Origin of the sequence: Xenococcus sp. PCC 7305 (assembly GCF_000332055.1) — a bacterium.
Classification (GTDB): Bacteria; Cyanobacteriota; Cyanobacteriia; order Cyanobacteriales; family Xenococcaceae; genus Xenococcus.
Genome location: NZ_ALVZ01000183.1, coordinates 1 through 26,337, shown reverse-complemented (window position 1 = coordinate 26,337; position 26,337 = coordinate 1). Strand labels below are relative to the sequence as shown.

The following is a 26,337-nucleotide window of genomic DNA, read 5'->3' as shown; positions in this document are numbered from 1 at the left end:
AATAAAAATTTTTGGTTATTATCGTGCCTTGGGCATTTATCTGACTGGTCTGCAATATCAATCGTATTAACCTTATCTATCAAAGAGCTATCCAGTGTCTTTAATGAAATCGTCAATTTTTGTTCTTGATTAATCTACAATCTAAAATCATCAATATGCACCAACATCAATTAAATACTTTGGTAGAACTTTTGCAATGGAGATGTCAAAGAGAAATACTTCACAGCAAACAGAATCAATCAAATAAAAAAGCATATAGTTTTTTAATAGATGGAATTCAAGTACAAGAATCTTTAAGTTATGTGGAATTAGATCGACAAGCAAGAGCGATCGCAGCTTATTTACAAGCTAAATTTAATCCAGGCGATCGAGTTATTTTAATCTATCCACAAGGATTAGAATTTTTAAAAGCGTTTTTTGGTTGTCTTTATGCAGGTATGGTAGCTATTCCTACTCCTGCACCTCAAGCTTCTCGATTAAAAAGAGTAATACCAAGATTAAAATCGATCGCGAATGATGCTCAAGCGACAATTTGCCTAACTAATAATCAACTTTTATTAGCTATAAATAAATTTAATTGGGATAATATATCCAAATTTTCCACAGAAGAAATAGAAGAAGAATGGGCAGAAAAATGGACTCAGCCAGAGATTAATAGCAAAACTTTAGCATATTTACAATATACTTCTGGTTCTACTTCTCAACCCAAAGGAGTAATGTTAAATCATGAAAACTTAATGCTTCACTTAGCTGATATTCAAGCATCCTGTGGTTACAGCAGAGATAGTATAACAGTTAATTGGATGCCTTATTTTCATGACTATGGTTTAGTCGAAGGGATGCTAGAACCTCTTTATAATGGTCATCCTTGTTATTTAATGTCTCCTTTAAGCTTTATTAGACATCCTTTAAATTGGTTACAAGCCATTAGTCATTTTCAAGCAACTCACTCCCAAGCTCCTAATTTTGCTTATGCTTATTGTCTAGAAAAGATTTCTGTTGAATCATGTCGTAATCTAGATTTAAGCAGTTGGCGCTATGGAGGAAATGCCGCAGAACCAATTAACTATCAGGTAATACAAAAATTTTCTCAGTTTTTTCAACCATTTTACTTTGAGCCATATAATTTTACTCCAGCTTATGGACTAGCCGAAGCGACTTTGCTCGTAACGAGTAAAAGAAAAAGTGAGCAACCAACTTATTATAGTATTTGCCCTCAAGCATTAAAAGAAAATCGCATTGTTGAGATTGAAAACGGACAAAAATTAGTAGGAGTTGGTAAACCCCTCACAAATACTAAAGTTATTATTGTTGATCCAAAAACTTTAATTGAATTACCCAATAGCAAAGTAGGTGAAATCTGGGTTTCTAGTCAAGGAGTTGCTCAAGGTTATTGGAATCGACCAGAGGAAACCAAGCAGACCTTTCATTGTTATGTGAAAGATACAGGAGATGGTCCATTTTTAAGAACAGGGGATTTGGGATTTATTAGAGATGGGGAATTATTTGTTACAGGGCGTTTAAAAGATTTAATTATTATCCGAGGACAAAATTATTATCCTCAAGATATTGAGTGGACTATTGAAAAATGTCATCCACAATTACGTTCTAATGCATCGGCAGCTTTTTCCCTAGAGATTGATGGTCTAGAAAAATTAGCCATTGTTGCTGAGATAAAAACAAAAAATAGGAACAAGATTAATCTTAATGAAGTTATTGTCGAGATTCAAAAAACAGTAGCACAAGAATATGAATTAGCCGTATATAAAGTTGTTTTGATTAAGCAAGGTACAATTCCTAAAACTTCTAGCAGTAAAATACAACGCAATGTTTGTCGTAATCAATTACTCAATAATAATTTAGATATTGTTAAGTGCTATAGCTTTCAACAAGCTAAAAATTTGATTGATTTTGATACTAATGACTTTATTGCCCCTCGCAATCAAATCGAGATTAAATTAACCAAGATTTGGCAGGAGGTTTTAGGAATTGAAAAAATAGGAGTTAATGATAACTTTTTGGTGCTAGGTGGTGACTCTCTTTCGGCAACTCAAGTCGTTTCTAGGATTCGGGATATTTTTTATTTAGATTTACCTTTAAGTTATCTCTTTGAAATAGCTACCATTGGAGAGTTAGGAAAATATATAACTGCATCAGCGTCAATACAGAGTGATTCTCATTGCAAGATTAAATCTGTTTCCAGAGAACAAGAATTACCTCTCTCTTTTGCTCAACAAAGACTTTGGTTTTTAGATCAATTAGAAGGAAAAAATCCTGTTTATAATATTGTTCAGGCTTTATCATTAAAAGGCTTATTAAGTGTAAAAAAATTACAGCGAGCTCTTATAACGATCCTAGAGCGCCATGAAGCATTGCGAACAACATTTATCGTAAGGGATGGAAATCCAGCCCAGGTGATTATAGATCATAGTCATTTTGAGTTGCCATTAATAGATATAAGCGACCAGAATCCAGCTCAGCAAGCATCCATCTTACAATCAACCCTCCAGCAAGCCTCAGAGTTTGTCTTTGACTTAACTACTGACCTCATGCTGAGAGCAATTCTGATTCGGCTGGGGAAAGAAGAATATGTATTGCATTTTTTGATACATCATATTGTGTTTGATGGATGGTCCTTTGAAGTGTTTATACAAGAACTTAGTACTCTGTATCAGGCTTTTGCAAGAGATCAAACCAATCCCTTATCTGAGTTGCCCATTCAATACGCTGATTTCGCCATATGGCAAAGGAGATGGTTAAATGGTGAGTCGCTAGACAATCAACTCAACTACTGGAAAGAGCAATTACATGACATACCAGAATTATTGCAATTGCCAACGGACAGACCTCGTCCCAATGAGCAGACTTATGAGGGTCGAACTCAATCTTTCCAATTAAGTAATGATTTATCTCAGAAGCTGCAAGCTTTGTCTCGTAAGTCAGATACGACCTTATTTATGACTCTTTATGCTGCCTTTGCCAGCCTACTATATCGCTATAGCGGAGAGTCAGATATTGTGGTTGGTTCTCCGATTGCCAATCGTAACCATAGCGAACTTGAACCTTTAATCGGCTTTTTTGTCAATACTTTAGCCTTGAGAACTCAATTTCAAGAGCATCTGAGTTTTCAACAATTACTCGAACAAGTAAGAGAAACGACATTCAAAGCATATGAAAATCAAGATCTACCTTTTGAGAAATTAGTCGAAGTCTTACAACCGGAAAGGTCATTGAGCTATTCTCCCCTATTTCAAGTAATGTTTAGTTGGGAAAATGCTCCGATGGGTAAATTGGAATTACCCGACCTAACCTTGACTAAATTAGATCTTGAAAGCACAGTAGCCAAGTTTGATTTAACAGTTTCAATGTCTGAAACCGAGTCAGGATTGATTGGTTATTGGAACTATAATGTGGATTTATTTGATGAAACAACGATTGAAAGGATGATAGGTCATTTTCAGAATTTGTTGTCAGCAATTGTCGAAAATCCTCAAATTGAAGTGGCAAAGATTCCTCTTTTGAGCGAACAAGAACGTCATCAATTATTAATAGAGTGGAATGACACTAGAGTAGATTATCCTCAAGATAAATGTATTCATCAGTTATTTGAAGAACAAGTCGAGAAAACACCTGATGCAGTAGCTGTAGTTTTTAAGAATCAACAGTTAACCTACCGAGAATTAAATCAAAAAGCTAATCAATTAGCCCATCATTTACGAAAATTAGGTGTAAAACCAGAAGTACTAGTAGGTATTTGTGTAGAACGTTCAGTAGATATGGTAGTGGGACTTTTAGGAATCTTAAAAGCCGGAGGAGCTTACGTCCCTCTTGATCCAAAATATCCTGCTGTAAGATTAAAATCAATGATGGAAGATGCGAGAATAAATATTTTACTAACTCAAAATTTATTATCAGCCCAATTACCATTATCAGTATCTACTATTGTCTGTTTAGATGAAACAAATATTTTTGAAAAGGAAAGAGAAGCCGACATTTTGGGGCAAATAGATCCCGACAATCTTGCTTATATAATGTATACTTCTGGTTCAACAGGTAAGCCAAAAGGAGTAAAAATACCTCACTCTAATGTAACTAATGTTCTGCAAACGATCATCAATTATCTACAAGTTTCTGCTCAAGATATTCTCCTATCTTTAGCGACTTTTTCCTTTGACATTTCCGTTGCCGAGATATTTATTCCTCTAATTACTGGGGCACAATTAATCATTACGCCGGAAGACACAATTAAAGATGTAGATAAATTAAAAAATATAATTAACCAAAGTAAAGCGACAATTATTGATGCAACTCCAGCAACTTGGAAATTATTGGAAACTGTAAATTGGCAGGCAGCTCAACAATTAAAAATTATTTCTACTGGGGAAAAATTATCTTCTGAATTAGCTAAATATTTATTAGCTCAAAACAAATTAGTTTGGAATATATATGGACCAACGGAATGTACAATCTGGAGTTTAATCTATCCTCTGACAACTTCTGAAAAAGTTTTAATCGGTAAACCCCTGGCGAATACTCAGGCATTTATATTAGATAAATTTCAAAACCCAACTCCGATTGGTGTCGCAGGAGAATTGTATATTGGTGGTGATGGTTTAGCTAGAGGTTATCTTAATAGACCGGCACTAACAACAGAGAAATTTATAAAAAACCCTTTTGGAAGTGGAAAATTATATAAAACTGGAGATTTAGTCCGATATTTACCCGATAGCAACATAGAATATTTAGGACGTATCGATAACCAAGTAAAAATTAGAGGTTTTCGTATCGAGTTAGGAGAAATTGAATCAGTTCTTAATACCCACTCGCATATTCAACAAGCTGTAGTTATTGCCAGAGAAGATATCCCGGAAAATCAATGTTTAACTGCCTATGTAGTTACTGAAACTGAACGTGAATCAATTACCATCAAGGAACTACGTGATTTTCTCAGACAGAAGCTACCAGAATATATGATCCCTTCTGCCTTCGTAATCTTAGAAAATTTACCAGTCACGCCTAACGGAAAAATAGATCGAAAAGCACTACCAACACCAGATGGTGAAATTAACAGAGAACAAGAATATATCGCACCCCGAACACCCAGTGAAGAAATCATTGCCAATATCTTTGCTTTTCTTTTGGGAGTAGAAAATGTAGGAATTGAAGACAATTTCTTTGATTTGGGAGGACATTCTCTACTAGCAACTCAATTAGTTTCCCGACTCCGACTTGCTTTTGAGGTAGAAATCCCTCTAAGAGAAATATTTTCTTCTCCTAGTGTAGCTCAACTAGAACAGACGATAACCAATTTACGTACTGTTTCAAGAGGATTAACTCTTCCTCCAATTCAACCAAGAACCGACCAAAAACAATTACCCCTATCCTGGGCACAAGAGCGACTCTGGTTCCTCGATCAACTTGAAGGAGCAAGCGCAATTTATAATATGCCCTGGGCATTTCGACTCAGTGGAGACTTAGATCTTAGGTCACTGCAACAAGCTTTATCAGAAATCCTTTGTCGTCACGAAATCTTGCGTACTAGTTTCCCCAATGTCAATGGCAGACCAAGACAAGTAATAGATTCTCAAGGTACTCTTAATATCAATTTGATTGATTTGCAGGATTTACAGGGCAAAGAAAAAGAAACTAGACTACAAAAGTTACTTCAAGAAGAAGTAGCAATTCTCTTTAAGCTTAATATAGCATCTTTAATCAGATGCACTGTCTTACAGTTAGATAGCGAAGAGTATGTATTACTGTTAAATTTGCATCATATTATTGCTGATGGTTGGTCAATGGGAGTATTGATCAAAGAGCTATCAACTTTATATCAAGCCTTTACAGAGGGAGAAGTATCACCCTTACCAGACCTAACGATTCAGTATGCCGATTTTACTTTATGGCAAAGGAAGTGGCTAAGTGAAGATGTTCTAGCAACTCAACTAAATTACTGGAAACAGCAATTACAAGGTGCACCAGAATTATTGCAATTACCCACTGATCGCGCTCGTCCAACTTTACAGACTTATAAGGGTCATACTCAAAGTTTTACTTTAAATAATGATTTAACCCAAAAGTTGCAAACTCTGTCTCGCGAGTCAGATACAACTTTATTTATGACTCTTTACGCAGCTTTCGCCAGTTTGCTATATCGCTATAGTGGTCAGTCAGATATAGTAATTGGTTCTGGGATTGCTAATCGTAATCAAAGAGAAATTGAACCATTAATTGGTTTCTTTGTGAATGCTTTGGCATTAAGAACTAAATTTGCTGAGAATTTGAGTTTTGAACAATTATTGGCACAAGTAAGAGAAACTGCGCTCAAAGCTTATGAAAATCAGGATGTACCTTTTGAACAAGTTGTAGAAGCACTACAACCAGAACGTGCTTTGAGCCATTCTCCCCTATTTCAAGTGGCATTTGTTTTGCAAAATACACCTGAAGGTGAGTGGCAATTACCTAATGTAACGGTGACACCTTTTATACCTGAACGGGTAACTACCAAGTTTGATTTGACAGTATCAATGTCTCAAACAGTTTCAGGGTTAGTAGGTTCCTGGGAATACAGCACTGACTTATTTGATCGCGAAACAATTGAGCGTATGGCGGCACATTTCCAGAATTTATTCTTTGCAATTGTCGAAAATCCTCAACTTCCCGTAGCTAAAATACCCTTATTGAGCGAATTAGAACGAAATCAATTATTGCTGGGGTGGAACGATACTAAAGCAAATTATCCTCAAGATAAATATATCCACCAATTATTTGAAGAACAAGTCAGCAAAACACCTAATCAAATAGCAGTAGTATTTGAAGAGCAAGAATTAACTTATCAAGAATTAAATAACAAAGCCAACCAAATGGCCCATTACCTACAAAGTTTCGGAGTCGAACCAGAAATATTAGTAGGTCTTTGCGCAGAAAGGTCTCTGGAAATGATCGTAGGAATCTTAGGGATACTTAAAGCTGGTGCTGCTTATGTCCCTCTTGATCCTAATTATCCTCCAGCAAGATTAAGTCATATTTTATTGGATTCTGGTGTCGAGTTTTTATTGACTCAAGAGTCTTTAGAATCAGCTTTGCCAGCAAATCAAGCACAAGTAATTTATTTAGATACTGATTGGTGGAAAATTGAACAACAAAGTGAAAAAAATCTTGATAGTAGGAGTAATGTGGAATCACATTACTTAGCTTATGTGATTTATACTTCTGGCTCCACTGGACAACCTAAAGGAGTTGCGATCGAACATCGTTCTTTATGTAATCTTGCTCAGACACAAAAAAAATTATTTGATTTAAATCATACTAGTCGGGTTTTACAATTTGCTTCTCTAAGTTTTGATGCTTCTGTCTGGGAAATATTTATGGCGCTAACTTCTGGAGCAAGTCTTATATTGGCAAGAGCTTGTGAATTAATTCCGGGAGATGATTTGCAAAGAATTTTAGCTCAATATTCTATAACTCATTTAACATTACCGCCTTCTAGCTTAGCAGTCTTGCCGAATAATGAATTCCCAGCTTTGAATTATCTGATTGTTGCGGGAGAATCTTGCTCGAAGGAATTAGTTGATCGATGGTCTATTGGTCGTCATTTCTTTAATGCCTATGGTCCTACTGAATCGACTGTTTGCGCCACCATAGCCGAAATTAACGATGTTAGGGAAAAAATTACTATTGGTCATCCCATTGCCAATACCCAGATACATATCTTGGACTCACATCGGCAACTAGTCCCTGTAGGGGTTTCAGGAGAAATCTATATTGGGGGTGATGGTTTGGCGAGAGGTTATCTCAATCGTCCCAAGCTAACTTCAGAAAAATTTATAACCAATCCCTTTGAAAATGGCAAAAGACTTTACAAAACAGGGGATTTAGCTAGATATTTGCCTGACGGTAATATTGAATTTATCGATCGCATTGATAACCAAGTTAAGATTCGTGGTTTTCGCATTGAACTTGGAGAAATTGAATCAACACTTAATAGTCATCCCCAAATTCAAAAGGCTGTAGTTATTGCCAGAAAAGATATTTTCAGTAACCAACGATTAATTGCTTATCTAGTTTCGGAGTCAAAAAATCTCTCGAAAGCAGAAAATTCAATACAGCGATCGCAGATTGAGCAATGGCAACAATTATATGATGAACTCTATAGCGAATCAGAAGAGATTGAAAAACCTAACTACAATACTATCGGTTGGAAAAGTAGCTATAGCGGTGAACAAATCCCTCAAGAGCAAATGCGCAAATGGGTAGATTCTACAGTTAAGCAAATTCTTAAAGGTCAACCTAAACATGTCTTGGAGATTGGTTGTGGCACAGGGATGTTGCTCTTGCAAATTGCTTCTCATTGCTTGAGTTATTGTGGTACGGATTTTAGTAGAGGAGCTTTGGATTATATTGAGCAACAAATCCAACAGTTGGGAGATACTTATTCCCATGTCAGCTTAATTCAAAAACCGGCTCACGATTTTTCCGATATTGAAAAAGGTAAATTCGATACGGTTATTTTGAACTCAGTTGTTCAATATTTTCCTAGTATTGATTATCTAGTAGAGGTTTTACAAAATGCTGTTAATACATTGTCTCAAGGAGGCTTGATTTTTATTGGTGATGTTCGCAGTTTCCCATTACTGGAAACTTTTCATATAGCAACCAAGTTTACTCAGGCTTCAGATTCACTGACCATAGATCAATTCAGAAAACAGATCGAAAATAGTATTAATCAAGAAGAAGAATTAGCGATCGCGCCAGACTTTTTTCTTGCTTTACAAAACCATCTACCTCAAATAAAAGATGTCCAAATTCAGCTTAAACCTGGTGATTATCAAAATGAACTAACTAAGTTTCGTTATGATGTCACTCTTTATGTTGACAATTATAAATCTTCTACAGTTGCGCCCGAATGGCTCGATTATGGTGAGGACGGTTTAAATTTATCAGGTATTAAACAAATTTTAGGAGATAACTCACCAGAAGTTATAGGAATAAAAAAAATACCTAATGCTCGTCTACAAAAAGAAGTTGCTTTAGTCAAACTGATTTCTAATTCTTTAGGCGAAGTAACCATAGCTCAATTGCGCAATACTTGGGAAAATCAACAACAAGTAGGTATAGAGCCAGATGATTTATGGCGTTTACAGGAAAAACTGCCCTATGAAATATATATTAATTGGTCAGGAAATGCAGCAGATGGTCACTATGACGCTGTTTTGCTCAAGAGGGAATCTAGCTCTAGCTCTACCTCTACCTCTACCTCTACCTCCCATAAGATCTTGCCTAACTGGGAAGCAAATTATGAAGTTAAAGCTTGGAATGCTTATGCTAATAATCCCTTAAAACAACAATTCAATCGTCATCTGGTTTTACAATTACCGAAATTTCTCGAACCAAGACTGCCAGAATACATGATCCCTCCTGACTTTGTTTTGCTAGAGAGTCTACCCACAACTCCTAGTGGTAAAGTTGATCGCCAAGCTTTACCTTCACCTGATGGAGAGATTATCAGAGAGCATAAATATGTAGCACCAAGCACAGATATCGAACAAACCCTAATTGATGTTTGGCAAGAATTACTTCTGTTAAAAAAAGTTAGCATCCACGATAATTTCTTTGAAATTGGTGGCGACTCCATCCTGAGTATTCAAGTAGTTTCTCATGCCAAAAATGCAGGAATACAAATTACAACCAAACAAATTTTTCAAAATCAAACCATTGCTGAACTAGCTCAAGTTGCGAATACCTCAATTAAAATCAGTCCTAACCAAGGTTTAGTAACTGGTGCTGCACCTCTAACACCAATTCAACATTGGTTTTTTACCTACCATAAAGAGGATGTAAATCATTTCAATCAATCGTTTTTATTGCAAATTCCCCAGGATACTAATCCTCAGTTGCTTCAAAAAGCTGTTGCCAAATTACTAGAACATCATGATGCTTTACGTTTAAGGTTTATAACCCAAGAATCGTTATACCAACAAATAAATTTAGGCTGTGATGATAACATCCCATTTTCTGTTGTAGATTTATCGACAATTCCCAAAAGTGAACAAACAAAAACCCTAGAAGAAATTGCTGGCAAATATCAAACTCGCTTAAACATATCTTCTGGACCAATAATGCAAGTAGTAATGTTTAACTTGGGATATGAAGATAATGCCCGATTACTAATTATTATTCATCATCTGGTCGTAGATGGGGTGAGTTGGCGAATTTTATTATCAGATTTGTCAACTATTTATCAACAATTAATTGCTCAACAATCAATACAATTAGCCCCTAAGTCAATATCATTTATCGACTGGGCGAATAAACTAAATCAATTTGCAAATTCCCAAATAATTCAGGCAGAGTTAGACTATTGGCTCCATCAATCTTGGTATAAAGTAACACCAATACCCCGAGACTATCCAATTCTCAGCCAAGAAAATACAGTCGCCAATACTGCCACTTATATACTGAAATTAGATAGAGAAGAGACTAGTAAACTAATAGGTTCAGTCAAGGAAGCTTACAATACCCAAATTAATGATATTTTGTTGAGTGCTTTAGCTATCTCTCTGGCAGAATGGACAGGAAGCTCGACTCTCTCAATTGACTTAGAAGGGCATGGCAGAGAAGAATTATTTGAAGATATAGATATATCAAGAACAATAGGTTGGTTTACTAGTCTATTTCCCGTATTATTAGCACTGCCAAGAGAGCAGAAAATTGGCTCAATTATCAAATCAATTAAAGAACAATTAAGATCTATTCCTCATCATGGCGTTGGCTATGGTATTTTACGTTACCTATGCCAAAATCAGAAATTTCAAGAGCAAATACAGAAAATACCTACTTCCGAAATTAATTTCAACTATTTAGGACAATTCGATCAAATACAAACTACCACAAGTTGGAAATTTGCTCCTGAATCTACTGGAACTAATCAGAGCTTAAAGCTTTATCGTGAGTATTTATTAAGTATTAACTGTTTAGTGATAGGAGGAGAATTTCAGATGCATTGGAGTTACAGCAATCAAATTCATAGACATTCTACAGTTGAAAAATTGGCACAAAGTTATCGAGAAAAAATAAAATTAATCATCCGACACTGTCAATCGGACGATGCATTTGGATATACCCCTAGTGATTTTCCAGATATTCAGATTGATCAATCCGAGCTCGATAGTTTATTAGATTTTATTGGTTGATTATAGATGAAAACGCCATTTTCACCTTTCCTAATAACGAAAATAATAATGATTTACTTGAAAATAATCTAAAATGAACAACCAAACACAATCCTTAGCTAAAAAAAATATTGAATCAATTTATCCCCTTTCTCCTCTGCAACAAGGGATGTTGTTTCACAGTCTCCATTCTCCTAAAACCGGAGTATACTTAGAGCAAGTAGAATTGGACTTGCAAGGTGATATTAATGTCATTGCTTTTGAATCTGCTTGGCAAAAAGTTGTTGATAGACATTCAGTTTTACGGACATTATTTGTTTGGGAAAATCGACCTACCCCTTTGCAAATAGTCCTCAAAAAGTTTGATTTACCTTGGAGAAATCTTGATTGGCAAGGATTATCTGTAATTGAACAAAAACAACAACTGACAAAATTTTTACAAAGACAAAAGGAGCAAGAATTTAAATTTAGTAAGGCACCATTAAATGAATGTACTTTAGTTAAACTCAGTAAAGATCAATACAAGTTAATTTGGAGTTTCCACCATATTCTTATAGATGGTTGGTGTTTACCAATTATCTTGAAAGAAGTCTTCTGTTTATATGAAGCTGAACTTCTGGGGGAGAGCTTTTATCTACCAACACCACGTCCCTATCGTAAGTATATCAAGTGGCTGAATTCTCAAGACAAGGAAACTGCTTTTGAATTTTGGCAAAGAACCTTGCGAGGCTTTAATAACCCAACTTCTTTAGTAATAGATAAGCTCAATGAGCAACAACAGCAAGATTTATCTGATTATAAAGTAGTTGAATGTCGTTTCTCTGCTCAAGACAGTCGTAAATTACAAAATATAGGACAAAAGCATCGTCTTACTTTAGCCACAATAATACAAGCTGCTTGGGCATTATTATTAAACCGTTATAGCGGAGAAAAAGATATCCTCTTTGGTGTGACTGTTTCTGGTCGTAATACCAATTGGTCGGGGGTAGAAAATATGGTGGGGTTATTGATCAATACTTTACCATTACGTCTACAAATATCATCCTCCGAGACACTTATAACTTGGTTGAAACAAATACAACAGCTAATGTGGAGAATGCAAGATTATTCTTACACGCCTCTAGTTGATATTCAAACCTTAAGTGAACTCAGTGGAGGAGTCTCTTTGTTTGAAAGCATTGTTGTTTTTGAGAATTATCCGCTAGATTTTTCTTTGTTTAATGAAACTAATTCACTACAGTTCAAGAAAATAGCAGTTCACGAACATACTAATTATCCTTTAACAGTACTATCAGGATTATTTGAAGAAGAGCTATTTATTAAGATTAGTTATGATACTCTTCGTTTTGAAGAAGATACGATGACTCGGATGCTAGCTCATTTGCAAACTATTTTATTAGGAATTATCGAAAATCCTCAGCAAACTGTAACTCAATTATCATTATTAACCAAAGAAGAACTTCATCAGTTATTAGTAGAGTGGAACGATACTCAAATAATTTATCCTCAAGATAAATGTATCCATCAATTATTTGAAGAACAAGTAACAAAGAACCCCGATGCTATTGCCATTATCTTTGAGGAGCAACAACTAACTTATCAGCAATTAAATGAAAGAGCTAATCAACTTGCTAATTATCTACAGAAGCTAGGAATAAATACGGGAAAGAAAGTAGGAATTTACCTAGAACGCTCCTTGGAGATGATAATTAGTATATTAGGAATCTTAAAGGCAGGAGGGGCCTATGTACCTTTCGATCCTAATTATCCTCAAGAAAGGATCAATTTTATGTTAGAGGATAGTCAAATATTTTTATTGTTAACTAAAGAAAGGTTAGTTGATAACTTAGAATTAGATTCCAACATAGTTATAAACTTAGATCAAGATTGGAAGTCAATAGATAAGGAAAATCAAGATAATTTAGTAAACGTAACTCATCCCAATAGCCCAATTTATTTGCTTTACACTTCAGGTTCAACTGGACAGCCTAAAGGGGTTATAATGAATCATGGCACTATGAGTAATTTGATTCATTGGCAAGTAAATAGAAAATATTTTACTCCTCAACTAAGAACGTTACAATTTGCATCTATTAGCTTTGATGTTGCTTGCCAAGAAATATTCTCCACTTTTTGTTCTGGGGGCACACTAGTTCTTATTGCCGAAGAAGAACGAAAAGACTTTAATCAATTACCAAAATTCATAAAAAAACAAGCTATAGAAAGATTATTTCTTCCCTTTGTCGCCCTGGAACAGCTCTCAGCAGTAATTGAGCATCAATCAGAATCAATTGATAGTTTACAGGAAATTATTACAGCAGGAGAACAATTAAAGCTAACACCTGCCATAGAAAAAATCAGAAAACAAGTAAAAATTATCTCTAATCAATATGGTCCGACAGAAACCCATGTGGTAACAGAATTTATCTTAGATAGTCAACGAGAGAATATAGGTTCTTTGCCTCCGATTGGGAAACCTATTGCTAACACCAAAATTTATATTTTAGACTCCTATCTCCAACCAGTACCCATTGGCGTAACGGGAGAAATCTACATAGGTGGGGTAGGTTTAGCTAGCGAATATCTCAATCGTCCAGAACTAACTAAAAAGAAATTTATCCCCAACCCTTTTTCTGATTCTCCATCAGGGAGACTATATAAAACAGGAGACTTAGCTCGCTATCTTCGCGATGGCAATATAGAATTTCTCGGACGTGTTGATAATCAAGTAAAAATTCGCGGTTATCGCATAGAGCCAGGAGAAATCGAAACAGTTCTGGCAAAACATCCCCAGATCAAAGAAAATATTATCCTGGTTCGCGAAGATATACCAAGTGCTAAACGCCTAGTGGCATATATTGTTCCTACTCAAGAACAAGTTCCTTCTTTAGAAGAATTGCGCTCTTTCTTAAAACAAAAGCTACCCAGCTATATGATCCCCTCTGCGCTAGTTCCGATAGAGGCCATACCCTTAACTCCAAGTGGAAAAATAGATCGTTTTGCCTTAGCAAAGATTAACCTAGATAGACAAATTTCAGAACAAACCTATGTAGCTCCTCGCAATTCCATAGAGCAAAAACTAGCTGAAATTTGGTCAAAAGTATTATGGTTAGAACATGAGGTGGGTATTCACGACAACTTCTTTGATCTCGGAGGGCATTCTCTATTATCTGTAAGCCTGATAGCAGAAATTGAACAAGCATTCAACAGGAAAGTTCCTATAGCTGCCTTGTTTCAATTGGGAACCATTGCCGAACTAGCTGAGCTCCTTGAGCAAGAAACCGCAATCACCTCAAAATCTTCAGAAAGCTTAAAGCATTCGCAACTTTCAGAGGAGATATATCATCAACAATTAGCCTATACTGCTGGTTGGCTAGGAACCAGAATTCAACCAAACTCTCTAATAGTAGGTCTAAATACCAAAGGTACTAAACAGGGTTTATTTTGGTGTTTACAAGGATTTAGAGAACTATCACAATTAGCGAAATATTTAGGAGAAGAGCAACCAGTTTATGGAATGCGTTCTGGTCATCTAATCATGGAATATACTCAGGAGAATATTAAAGCTCTAGCGGCTCATTATGTTGCTGAGATCTTGAGTATTCAGCCAGAAAGTCCCTATTTACTGGGCGGAAATTGTCAAAGTGCCTGGATTATGATGGAAATTGCCCAGCAACTAAAAGCTAAAGACAAGACTATAACTTTACTATGCTTAATGGAACAATTTATTCCCCAAGCATATACAGGTAGGGTAGCTCTTTTCTTTGGTCGGCAAAGCCGCTTCAATCCTTACCAAAAGTTTCATGAGCCTGAATTCGGTTACCGCAAGTACTATGGAGGAAAATTCTCTGTTAATATTTTTTCTGGAAAACATGGTCAATTTTTTAATGAACCGAATATCCAGACGCTAGTCGAAAAATTGCGTTGTGAAATTGAGAAAGCACAGTTGGAAAATGTTTCAGAGCAAGCAGATCAAGAACAATATCAATTATTAAACCCCCAAGCATATCAGGCAAAACTTACAGCAAAAAGATCACTAGAAGCAACTGCTGGAGAATCCTTGATTATCCCCGTCAGGATAGAGAATATCAGTCCAATGCCCTGGAAATCAACCATTAACAGTGGAATCAGGCTAGGAAATCATTGGTTGACTCACAATGGTGAAGTAATAGTAAACAAAGATGGACGCACTAATCTCGACCAGGAATTGTTACCAGGGGCGGCCATAGATGTGAACTTGTTGGTAACAATTCCAGAAGAGCCAGGTTGTTATCAATTGGAATTAGATTTAGTCGAAGAAGGAGTGACTTGGTTTAAAGATCAAGGTTCGGCAACTACTATTGTTGAGGTTCAGATTGTCAACAACTTGACAGAGATTTCAAGGCAAAATATTACTCTAAAAGCAAAAAAATCTGATTTAGCTCTTCAAGAGGGTCATATTTTCTATGAGAAAGGGGATTTCGAATCAGCGATTATTAGTTATCAAAAGGCTATTACATTAAATCCTCAGCAGCCGGTTGAAGTTTATCAAAATCTGGGCAATGCTCTCAGTCAAAAAACAGAATGGGCAAATGCAATTGCTGCTTATCAAAAAGCTTTGACGTTAGCACCTGAAAATGCAGAACTCTATTTTTTCTTGGCAGAAGCTCAAACAAAGCAAGAAAATTTAACCGCTGCCGCAGCTAGTTATCAACAAGCTGTGGAGCTGGAACCACAACACAGTTGGTTTTATCAGAAACTAGGTCAAGTTTTGCAGCGACTGGGACGAATCGAAAAAGCGATCACTATATTGACTGAGAGAATTAAATTAGAACCTAATAATTGTAATGCTTATTCTCAATTGGCTTCTGCTCAAATTAGTAAAGGAGATTTTAAGGGCGCGATCTCAAATTTGGATCAAGCTTTAAAATTACTGCCCATAAATCCAGCAAAAATTTACTGCCAATTAGGTCATGCCTATCATAAGCAAGGAGTGGTTACTGAAGCAATATGCTGCTATCAAAAAGCGATCACTTTAAATCCAAGCCATCCCGCAGTCTATACTTTTTTGGGTAATGCGCAATTAAAATCTGGTAAGTTCCAAAATGCAGTTGTATCTTATGAACAAGCAATTCAATTAAATTCCCAGCAACCTTTTGGCGTCTATAAAAACTTAGGAGATGCTCTGAGTAAAGAAGGAGATCTAGAAAAAGCGATCACTGCCTATCAAAAAGCTCTTATATTAAGCCCTAATCATCAAGCTGTTCTTAAATGTTTAGAAAATCTAAAAATAGGGCTTGCTGAGAAATAATCGCTACTCCCAGCTAGGCAATTAAGCCACAGAAGAAATATTTTAGTAATCTAGAAGAAATCCGCTGAGAGCTTCGCAAGCGCGTGGCGCGCAGAGCCAGCCTTCGGTTGATCGCAGAATACGTGTCATTATTTTAATTTTGATACATTCTGATCGAGTTTGTTTGTGCAATTTATCTTATAAAATTCAGAGATCGCCAAATATGTTTCAGAGTTTGAATTTTGAAACATTTCTAATTTGATTACTATGATTGGCGTAGTTTACGAATGACTTTCAATATAGTTTCGGATATTTCTCTGATATTGATAAACAGATTGCTCTAAATCTTTGGCAATTGCTCCAATGGAAAAGTATGGCGATCGCAATGACTTCTGTTGTTGTTTCCATACATAATAAGATAGTCTCCAGGTTCGTTTAAGTCTTCGACAAAACCTGCAAACTGCCATGAATCACTAAAAATATACTTTTGTTCTTTGTCAAACCATTCTTGAGAAGTATAAGCTTCGACGGGAAGAACAGGCATGGTTTTGTTTGTGTTCATCTTTTAATTTTGCTACTAAAATAATTAAGATCTTTGTTTTAAATCTTAGTTTCATAGCGATCGCGATACTAAAGCCAATATCATTAAAAACCTTATTTAGAAAATTATGTGAACAAATTGTACACATTGTATCAGCACAATAAATGTGTCAAAACTTTAATTATGAAACATTTACAGTTGGCGTGTTTTACATATGGCTTGGCGTAGTTTGCTAGTGACTTCCCATGATTGATTTTCTAAGATAAGGCTGAAGCAAATTGGTAAAGCAAGGAAAACAACATGAGCAAGATTGTATTAGTAACAGGTGCATCTTCTGGAATCGGAAAAGCGACAGCCAAAAGCTTAATCAGCAAAGGTTACGAAGTTTATGTTGCTGCCCGTAGATTGTCTAAAATGGATGAGCTCAAAGAGTTGGGAGCGATTCCTGTGAAGATGGATATCACCAAAGAAGAAGATATTCAAGCAGTAGTCAATCAGATTGAAACAGAAAATGGTGGCGTAGATATTCTAATTAATAATGCGGGATTTGGGATGTATGGAGCAATGGAAGATACTACTATTGAGGATGCTTGTTATCAGTTTGAGGTAAATTTGTTTGGCTTGGCACGTTTAACTCAACTTATCCTGCCAAAAATGCGAAGAAAAAGAGCGGGCAAGATTATTAATATCTCTTCGATGGGAGGTAAGATCTATACTCCTTTAGGTAGTTGGTACCATGCTACGAAACATGCTCTAGAAGGTTGGTCTGATTGTCTGCGTTTGGAATTGAAGGAATTTAATATCGATGTAGTCATTATTGAACCAGGAGCTATTAAAACTGAGTTTGGGAATGTGATGATTAAGCCCATGCTAGAGCGCTCTGGTGATACTGCTTATAGTAAATTGGCTCATCAATTAGCAGATGCGACAAAGAATGCATACGAGGCTGATAATGGTTCTGAACCAGAAGTTATTGCTGATTTAATTCTTAAGGCAATTGAAGCTAAGAAGCCAAAAACTCGTTATGTAGGAGGGAAGTTGGCAAAACCTTCGTTATTTATTCGTAAATGGGCAAGCGATCGCGCTTTTGATTGGATTGTTGGCAAAATGCTTGGTTAGGTAGATTAAAACATTCAATGAATTTAGCTAAAAAATTTATTATTGAGCCTGGTTGGCAAATTATCTTTAAAGATCTTGGGATTAATGTATCTGAAGTTTTAACTCGTGCTCAACTACCAATAGATCTTTTTTCTCGTCAAACTACAACTGTTAACTCAACAGAATATTTTCGGTTTTGGATTGGATTACAGGAAACAGTGAGAGATCCTGCTTTTCCTTTAAAGTTGGGTCAAGCAATCCCAGTAGAATCATTTAATCCCCCATTGTTTGCAGCGCTTTGTAGTCCTAATCTTTTGGTGGCGATGAAAAGATTGAGTCAGTTTAAAAAGCTTCTAGGGCCGATGCGGCTTGATGTTCATGAGGACAGTACGAGTATTGTTCTTACTCTTGATGCTATCAATCCTGATGAAAAGATACCTGGTTTTTTGGCTGCTACAGAATCAGTGTTTTTAGTTTATTTAATTCGCCTCGCTACTAGAGAACAGATTATTCCTCTGAAAATTCAGACTCAAGAAAAATTAGATGCTGCAGAAGCATATACTGATTTTTTCGGGATTAAACCTGAGTTGGAAGAAGAGAACCAAATTACTTTCGCGATCTCAGATGCTCAATGTCCTTTTTTAACTAAGAATGAATCTATGTGGCAGTTTTTTGAACCTGAACTTAGAAAGCGGCTGAAGGATTTAGAAATAGATGCTAGTTTTCGAGAGCGAGTTAAGAGTGCGTTGCTGGAATTATTACCTACTGGTCAATCTTCAATTGAGAATGTATCTCGTAAATTGGGAGTGAGTAAGAGGACGTTACAACGAAGGTTACAGGAGGAATCAACTAATTTTAAAATTGAGTTAAATCAGACTCGTGAAAAACTAGCGAGGTATTATTTGACCAACTCAACCTCATCTGGTGGGGAAATTTCGTTTCTGTTGGGGTTTGATGATCCGAATTCTTTTTTTCGTGCTTTCCATACTTGGACAGGAAAAACTCCTGAAAGTTTTCGTAAAGAGAGTGAATTAAGGTTTAAATGATTGATTAACTAATTCTTCGCGATTGGCCAATGATTGGGAATATATGTGATCGCAAAACATGTGTCATTATTTTAATTTTGATACATCCTAATGAAGCTTGTTTGTGTAATTTATCTTGTAAGACTTATTGCAATATAATTACTAACTTTGATTTTCTCAATAGCCGTCACAACCTATAGAACTCTGCTCTGCACCCCAGTTTTGTGAACAAATTGTACACATTTCATTTGTGTCAAAAGTCTAATTATGAAACAAAATATTTAAAAATAAAAATTCGACGCCTTATCATTGTTTGACTCTTGGGAGTATTCTCGATAAAAAAACAATGCCGAAAACCAAAATTAATCCTGATGTAGGAGAGAACTCAAAAGGAATATCCGCTGCCGTAACTACACGAAAATGATCGACTTTAAAAGAATTATTGTTATTAACCCTTAGCTGAGCACTTAAATTCAAGTTATCGTTATCCCAAGTAATCCCAGGATCGCTCTCAACCCCTCTGAGCACATTCGAATTTGTAGGATAATCAATACCCGTTCTCCCTAAAACTGAGTCAGTATTATTGAGAGAACTAGTTAGGAAAATAATGCCTAGAATTGGTTGAGAAAATTCTATCTCGATTACATCGCTAGCACTATTAGTAATGTCGTTAGGTATATCGAAAGAAAAATAATAGCTATCAATCAATGTTCCAGCATTAATTAAGCCTGGGTTGGCATTTTCCCTATTGAAAGTTCCCGAGACATTAGCATCCACACTGAGGTCAGAAATTAAATTAAGACCAGTCTGCTCCGTAAAGAAGAACATTATATCTTCGTCTTGAAAGTTCCCTTCGTCTATCGAATTGGGAGGAAAAGTCTCTCCAGCGCTAGAATCATCAAGATCATCTAAATTACTAAAATTAACCACAAATGCTTGGGCTGGAAGACAAAAAATATTGCTATAAATGGCAGTAATTAAACCCAAAATAGAAAGAGATATTTTCTGGGAATTAAACATTAAATTAAGTTACTACAATAGACCAAGTCGGACTGATTTCGATTTTAGTTTAATGGCATCTAAGTATCTTAACCTCCGTGATTTTTCTATATTAAATGCTATGTAAAAAAATGTGGTAGTAGAATTTAATATAGGATAAAAAGCTGAGGCATTAGATATAACAAGGGGAAAATGAAATACCGATAAGGGTAATTATCGGTATTTAAATCAAAAAACATCCACAACGTCTACATCATAGAATCTCAATTTACTCCTCTGAGTCCAATCCAATAATCGCCTTCATTAAACCTAAAAACAAAGGGTGAGGAGAGTTGGGGCGGGAACGAAATTCGGGGTGAAACTGAGTAGCAATAAAGAAAGGATGATCCTTCAATTCAATAATTTCTACCAAACGCTCATCGGGGGAAGTCCCACTAACCTCATACCCTGTTTCTAAGAATTGATTACGGTAGGTATTATTAAACTCATAACGATGACGATGGCGCTCATAAACAACTTCTTCTTGGTAAAGAGAAAACGCTAAAGTATTTGGTTTGAGACGACAGGGATATAACCCCAAACGCATCGTACCTCCCAAATCAACAACGTCTCTTTGCTCAGGTAAAAGATTAATTACAGGGTGAATTGCCTCAGAGTCAAATTCTGAACTATTAGCTCGTTCGAGATGAGCCATATTCCTCGCCCATTCGATTACAGAACATTGCATTCCCAAACACAAACCCAAAAAAGGAATCTTTTGTTCCCTCGCATATTGAATTGTCAAAACTTTGCCATCTACTCCTCGGACGCCAAATCCCCCTGGCACTAGAATGCCGGCAACTCCTTCGAGATATTTGCCCGCACCATTCTTCGCAATATCCTCAGCATCAACCCAATGCAAAACCAATTCACTATTACAGGCGATCGCAGCATGACCCAAAGCTTCTACTACAGAAAGATAAGCATCGGATAACTGAATATATTTGCCCACGATCGCTACCTCAATTTTGGTTTGAGGAGTTTTCATTTGTTCTACCAGTTTCTCCCATTCAGCAAGATTAGGTTGGCGTTTCTCTAGTTGTAAAAGCTCTAGAGCTTGTTGTGCCAAACCTTCTTGTTCCAAAATCAGAGGAACCTCATAAATGCTGCCAGCATCACGGGAAGTAATTACTGATTCTACGGGGACATCGCAAAACTCTGAGATTTTCTCCTTAATTCCTGGCTGCAAAGGGCGATCGCTACGACAAACCAAAATATCAGGTTGAATCCCAATCGAGCGTAATTCCTTAACTGAATGTTGAGTGGGCTTAGTTTTCATCTCTCCCGCAGCAGGAATCCAAGGAATCAAAGTGACATGCATATAGATCACATTATTCTTTCCCACATCTTTACGGAATTGACGAATGGCCTCCATAAAAGGCAAAGATTCAATATCCCCGACTGTCCCCCCAATCTCAGTGATTACAATGTCTGAGCCTGTCTGATCGGCCACCAGATGAATTCGCTCTTTAATCTCATTCGTAATATGAGGAATAACCTGGACTGTTCCGCCCTGATAGTCTCCTCGTCGTTCCTTATTGATTACTGATTGATAAATTGAACCTGTAGTCACGCTATTGAGACGAGACATTGAAGTATCGGTAAATCTCTCATAATGTCCCAGATCTAGATCCGTCTCAGCACCATCATCAGTTACAAACACCTCACCATGTTGGAAAGGACTCATCGTCCCCGGGTCAACATTAATATAAGGATCAAGTTTGAGAATTGAGACGGAATAATTGCGAGATTTCAATAATCTACCCAAACTCGCGCCAACTATACCTTTCCCAATACTAGAAACCACACCACCCGTTACAAATACATATTTAGCCATAATGATTTTCTATAATTGCGAGCCGCTAAATATCATATCGATTAATCGACGAAGAGACACAAATAGTTGGAGTGATAATCACTGTAGTTTGAATTCAAAAATTATCAGCAAATAGCTCAGGAAGTCAAAAAAGGATGATACAAATCGCCAAATCCTGAGATTTTATGCCTAAAATCTTTGAGGTATTATACTAAGAGCAATTTAATTTGCTTTCCCTATATTGCTGGAAAACTTTGAATATGAAATGAGTATTTTAATTGGGTAGTCATGTAGAAGTAATGATATAAAATAATCGCTGAGATTTAGAAACTTCTGCCAATGCCGACTTGTCCTAATTGTTCTTCAGAAAAAACTGTCAAAAATGGTCATATTCACAATGGAAAACAGAGATTTAAGTGCCATGATTGTGGGCGGCAGTTTGTCAAAAATCCGACCAAGATAGTGATTGACCAAGAAAAAAGGGAATTAATTGATAGATTGCTCTTGGAGCGAATTTCACTGGCAGGGATTGCTCGTGTAGCAAAGGCTTCTGAGAGATGGTTGCAATCCTACGTTAACCAAAAATATGCCCTAGTTCCGCGAGAAATATTAGTAACCGTAAAAAAAAAGGGAAGTTAACTATTCAGTGCGATGAATTATGGTCATTTGTTGATAAAAAAGGCAATAAGCAATGGGTTTGGCTAGCATTAGATGCTGACACCAGAGAAATTGTGGGAGTGCATATTGGCGATCGCGATGAGAAAGCTGCTAGAAAGTTATGGAATTCATTGCCTCCAGTATATCGTCAGTGTGCAGTTGCCTACACTGACTTTTGGGCAGCATATGGTGCAGTTTTCCCTTGTAAACGTCATAGAGCTGTAGGAAAGGAAACAGGCAAGACTAGCTATATTGAAAGGTTTGACAACACTCTTAGACAAAGAGTATCTCGTTTAGTTAGGAAGACTTTGTCTTTTTCTAAATCTTTAGAAAATCATATAGGTGCTATCTGGTATTTCATTCACCATTACAATGAATCATTACTTGTTTAGCTCTACCTACTGTTTATAAACTAGCACAATTAGCACGAATATTAGGAGTTCTTTGCGTCATATTATCAATTGGGTAGGCAGTTAAGATAATCTTGCCATCGTCAGTTTTGATAATACCTCTTGCTGGAAAAATATCTCCAACACTAGTTTTAATTGGTCTAATTTCCAAATCTTGGGCTTGTGAAATAGGGTGAGTAGTTGGTTCATTGACTAAAATGTGATGAGAATCTAAAGGTTGGGTAGGTTGGGTAGGAATACCGCCCTTCCCTTTGATGGTTAAATTATTAGTCTTGTCTTCGTTAAGATCAGTGTTCCGGCAAGCTTGAGTAACAGTTTTTTCTGATTTAATCGGATTATTCGGCAAATTAATATCGGTTTGCAGAGCATGAGTATCAGGAGTTGTAATAGAGACGTTACCATCCAAACCAAAGTCGGAACTAGCATCAATATCATTAGTTCCATTTCCCTCAATAGCAGTCCGTTCTTGAATACCTAATAGAGACTCAGCAGTAATCTTGATTTCTCCCCCCATCCCTTCTAATGCATCAGCGACAATATCACTTCCATTTCCTGACGATTGATTAGGAAAGGCAATTATAAATTGAGAATTAATATTAATATTGCCACCGTCAGCATCGCTAAGCGCTCTTGCAGATATTAAGCTATTATCCCTAAGTATTACATTATCAAGAATATCTAAAGTGATATTGCCCTCGTTGCCAATATTAGTTGCTGCGGTGATACTACCGTTAGTCACCTCTATAGAGTTAGCAGTAATAGTTAAATTACCAGCATTGCCCTCCCCCTGACTATTTACTGATATTTGTCCATTATCGGAAAGAGTAAGTTGGGGCAAAGATAATTGTCCGCTATTTTCTTCTTGTCTTAAGCCATTAATAGCAATGCTGCCAGCATTTCCAGTAGAGTTAGAGCCTGTACTAGCAAAAACGCCACTTTCCGGACTTATCGGATCGATAGTTTGTTCTGGATCAACTATTTGTCCTGTATTAATCTGATTGACTAATTCTATGACTTGTTCTCTTCTCGTAAAAAAATTAGGATCACTACCAGAAATACTAATCTCTTCAGCAACATTCAAAATAATGTTCCCAGCATCACCATCGGCAAAAGCGGCAGTTACAATTTGACCACCACCATTTATTTCTATAGTGTTTGCATTAACAATAATATTGCCACCTACACCTTCACTTCTAGCTCGCGCGCCCAAAGTCGCACCATCAGAGACTTCCAATCTACCTGTAGTGACAGTAACTGTACCTCCTTGTCCAGTTGCTGGGGCATCACTATTAGAAAAAAAGCCACTGGAAAAGCCACCTTGGGAACCATTTATGACTTTTACTGGGGCCGTACCAACTAAAATTACTGAATCAGAAGCATTGACGTTAATATTTCCCGCATTTCCTGCTCCTATAGTTGCACTAGATAATTCTCCCCCATTAATTAGAGAAATAGAGTCAGCCTCGACATTAATATCGCCAGAATCTGCTGTCCCTGTTGCAGCAGTTAAAACAACACTTCCATTGTCTAGCAAAAGAGAATCAGCTTGAATACTAACATCACCAGCAGGTCCATCTCCAGTAGTTACTGTACTAATCAAACTTTCGTTGTTCAGAACAAAATTTTCCGAGAAAATATCAATATTGCCCCCTTGTCCTGGATTATTAGAAGTACTTCTGAGAAAAGTTTGGTTATCGACGGTCACACTACTTGAAGAATTAATAATGATATTCCCAGCATTTCCCAATTGAAAGCTATTAGCATCTAGTTGACTGTTATCGATGGTCACATTATTTGCTGCATCAATGGTAATATTTCCAGCATTTCCTGTGCCAAAGCTACTAGAATTCAGCCGACCACCATCAAGCACAGCAACAGATTCTGTAGTCTCAATCTCAATATTGCCCCCCTGGGATTCTGACACTCCTGAACCTGGTGGTATTCCAGAAAAAAGAGCTGCGTTTGCAATAGTTAAATCTTTAGCCTGAAAAGAAATCGTGCCCCCATTATCGGAACCAGTGTTAAGAAAAGCACTATTACTGATAAATATGTCTCCTCGCGCTATATTTTGAAGATTTAAATTCAAATTCTCAACGAAATTGACCGTTCCCGTACCCGTTAATGAGCCGAGTTCAATTTGACCGCCAGGAGCAGTTAAAGAACCTCCATTAATATTGATATTGCCTCCAATCAAAGCTAAAGTTCGACCTGAGGGAACTGCTAAATTTGCCCCTTGTACTTGAATATCTGTAGGATTATCTCGGAAGTTTAAACCGATGGGCGCATTAATTATTAATAGAGCAGGTTCAGCAGAATCGAAGGCACTGAATTCTCCATCATCAAACACAATACTATCTGCTGTACTGCTATAAAAGGAGCCACCAATATTTAAGCTGGCATTTTCTCCAAAAATAATTCCCGCAGGGTTAACTAAAAATAAGTTAGCCGCACCATTAGTGCGAATCAAACCATCAATATTGGAAATATTGCCTCCCGTAACTCTAGAAAATATATTGGTTATATTGATATCATTATTAAAAAAGGCTTCTCCTCTAGTAGGGACAGAAAAGGCTTGAAAACTATGAAAAAGATTATTTGCAGCTTGTTCACCATTATTAATAGTAAAACTATTGCCATCAGCCTCAACTATTGTTGATGTTGAGCCATCTGGAGAAATCTGGGCAGAACTTGGAAGAATAAGCCTGTTGGAAAAGTAACCCAAAAAGAAAACGAATTGACAAAATAAAACAATGTTTCCTGTTAATCTGTTCATAATTATTGAAGATTGAAATCCATTTGATTTTTGAATTACACCAAGTCATGTGATCATGTACAGAGCGTCTAGTGCAGATTAAGCTTTAATAAGCTTATTATTTCGTCGAAGATTTAAAAGTATTGATTTGTGACGAATCTAGAAGCTTTTACTTATTAAGATTAAAAAGGTTTTCGGTTCATGCTAGACGCATAAGAAAATTCATCAAAGGAAAAATGGGAATGTATCATCAGCAACGCCAGCTATAGGCGCAATGCTTTGAACCCTGACAACACCGTCGGAAAGACCAGATGTGGAATAAATGTCTATCGTGTAGTCCAAACTACCGGAGCTTCCAGGAGCATAACGCTCAACTTGTGCAAAATAGTTTCCCGAACCTAAGAACTCACTAATTGAGTCATTAGCATTGCCTGCAAGACGAGATGATTCTATAAAAAAGTCTTGATTCGACTCGAACAAGAAATCGCCGTCATCCTGATATAAGTAAAGATCCGCATCATCACCAAAAGTAATGTTGTAGAGATCTAACTCCACATAAGTGG

General features: G+C 36.6%; 9 protein-coding genes and 1 pseudogene. 5 read left to right on the top strand and 5 right to left on the bottom strand.

The genetic code is table 11. The features are described 5' to 3' along the window. The first annotated feature begins 155 nt into the window (after nucleotides 1-155). Together XEN7305_RS29430 and XEN7305_RS26685 are read left to right on the top strand one after the other, a co-directional pair. On the top strand, nucleotides 156-11,189 hold the full coding sequence (locus XEN7305_RS29430; RefSeq protein WP_006510063.1) for a non-ribosomal peptide synthetase: 11,034 nt from the start codon (nucleotides 156-158) through the stop codon (nucleotides 11,187-11,189). Nucleotides 11,190-11,262: 73 nt separating this feature from the next. Beyond that, nucleotides 11,263-16,458, top strand: a complete 5,196-nt coding sequence (locus tag XEN7305_RS26685; RefSeq protein WP_006510062.1) for a non-ribosomal peptide synthetase — start codon at nucleotides 11,263-11,265, stop codon at nucleotides 16,456-16,458. A 319-nt stretch (nucleotides 16,459-16,777) separates the two neighbouring features. On the opposite strand, the gene XEN7305_RS13780 is transcribed toward XEN7305_RS26685, so the two are convergent. Beyond that, complete coding sequence (locus tag XEN7305_RS13780) at nucleotides 16,778-16,999, bottom strand: hypothetical protein (protein ID WP_144053273.1); 222 nt, start codon at nucleotides 16,997-16,999, stop codon at nucleotides 16,778-16,780. 279 nt (nucleotides 17,000-17,278) lie between these two features. Between XEN7305_RS13780 and XEN7305_RS13775 the strand changes: the two genes are divergently transcribed. Then, nucleotides 17,279-18,097, top strand: a complete 819-nt coding sequence (locus tag XEN7305_RS13775) for an oxidoreductase (protein WP_006510060.1) — start codon at nucleotides 17,279-17,281, stop codon at nucleotides 18,095-18,097. A gap of 17 nt (nucleotides 18,098-18,114) precedes the next feature. Continuing rightward, nucleotides 18,115-19,122, top strand: a complete 1,008-nt coding sequence (locus tag XEN7305_RS13770) for an AraC family transcriptional regulator (RefSeq protein ID WP_006510059.1) — start codon at nucleotides 18,115-18,117, stop codon at nucleotides 19,120-19,122. 285 nt (nucleotides 19,123-19,407) lie between these two features. Here XEN7305_RS13770 and XEN7305_RS13765 read toward each other — a convergent pair whose 3' ends face one another. Together XEN7305_RS13765 and XEN7305_RS13760 are read right to left on the bottom strand one after the other, a co-directional pair. Continuing rightward, nucleotides 19,408-20,121 (bottom strand): hypothetical protein, encoded by a 714-nt coding sequence (locus tag XEN7305_RS13765; protein WP_006510058.1) that lies wholly within the window; start codon nucleotides 20,119-20,121, stop codon nucleotides 19,408-19,410. A gap of 247 nt (nucleotides 20,122-20,368) precedes the next feature. Further along, nucleotides 20,369-21,976 (bottom strand): CTP synthase, encoded by a 1,608-nt coding sequence (locus XEN7305_RS13760; protein WP_006510057.1) that lies wholly within the window; start codon nucleotides 21,974-21,976, stop codon nucleotides 20,369-20,371. A 318-nt stretch (nucleotides 21,977-22,294) separates the two neighbouring features. Here XEN7305_RS13760 and XEN7305_RS28215 point away from each other — a divergent pair. Continuing rightward, nucleotides 22,295-23,004, top strand: a protein-coding gene (locus XEN7305_RS28215; RefSeq protein WP_202951282.1) for an IS1 family transposase whose coding sequence is annotated in 2 segments (ribosomal slippage) — nucleotides 22,295-22,571 and nucleotides 22,571-23,004 — 711 coding nt in all. Because the reading frame shifts where the segments join, the coding sequence is not laid out codon by codon here. A 13-nt stretch (nucleotides 23,005-23,017) separates the two neighbouring features. Here the strand turns inward: XEN7305_RS28215 and XEN7305_RS13745 are convergent. Further along, nucleotides 23,018-25,795: a filamentous hemagglutinin N-terminal domain-containing protein gene (locus XEN7305_RS13745; protein ID WP_006510054.1), complete on the bottom strand. Its 2,778-nt coding sequence runs from the start codon at nucleotides 25,793-25,795 to the stop codon at nucleotides 23,018-23,020. Nucleotides 25,796-25,999: 204 nt separating this feature from the next. Beyond that, a pseudogene (locus XEN7305_RS29040) lies at nucleotides 26,000-26,337 on the bottom strand (hypothetical protein); the annotation flags it as partial.

Excerpts from the sequence above, each read along its gene's own strand:
- XEN7305_RS29430 (WP_006510063.1), top strand. The coding sequence starts at position 156 with ATGCACCAACATCAATTAAATACTTTGGTAGAACTTTTGCAATGGAGA.
- XEN7305_RS26685 (WP_006510062.1), top strand. The coding sequence starts at position 11,263 with ATGAACAACCAAACACAATCCTTAGCTAAAAAAAATATTGAATCAATT.
- XEN7305_RS13780 (WP_144053273.1), bottom strand. The coding sequence starts at position 16,999 with ATGAACACAAACAAAACCATGCCTGTTCTTCCCGTCGAAGCTTATACT.
- XEN7305_RS13775 (WP_006510060.1), top strand. The coding sequence starts at position 17,279 with ATGAGCAAGATTGTATTAGTAACAGGTGCATCTTCTGGAATCGGAAAA.
- XEN7305_RS13770 (WP_006510059.1), top strand. The coding sequence starts at position 18,115 with ATGAATTTAGCTAAAAAATTTATTATTGAGCCTGGTTGGCAAATTATC.
- XEN7305_RS13765 (WP_006510058.1), bottom strand. The coding sequence starts at position 20,121 with ATGTTTAATTCCCAGAAAATATCTCTTTCTATTTTGGGTTTAATTACT.
- XEN7305_RS13760 (WP_006510057.1), bottom strand. The coding sequence starts at position 21,976 with ATGGCTAAATATGTATTTGTAACGGGTGGTGTGGTTTCTAGTATTGGG.
- XEN7305_RS13745 (WP_006510054.1), bottom strand. The coding sequence starts at position 25,795 with ATGAACAGATTAACAGGAAACATTGTTTTATTTTGTCAATTCGTTTTC.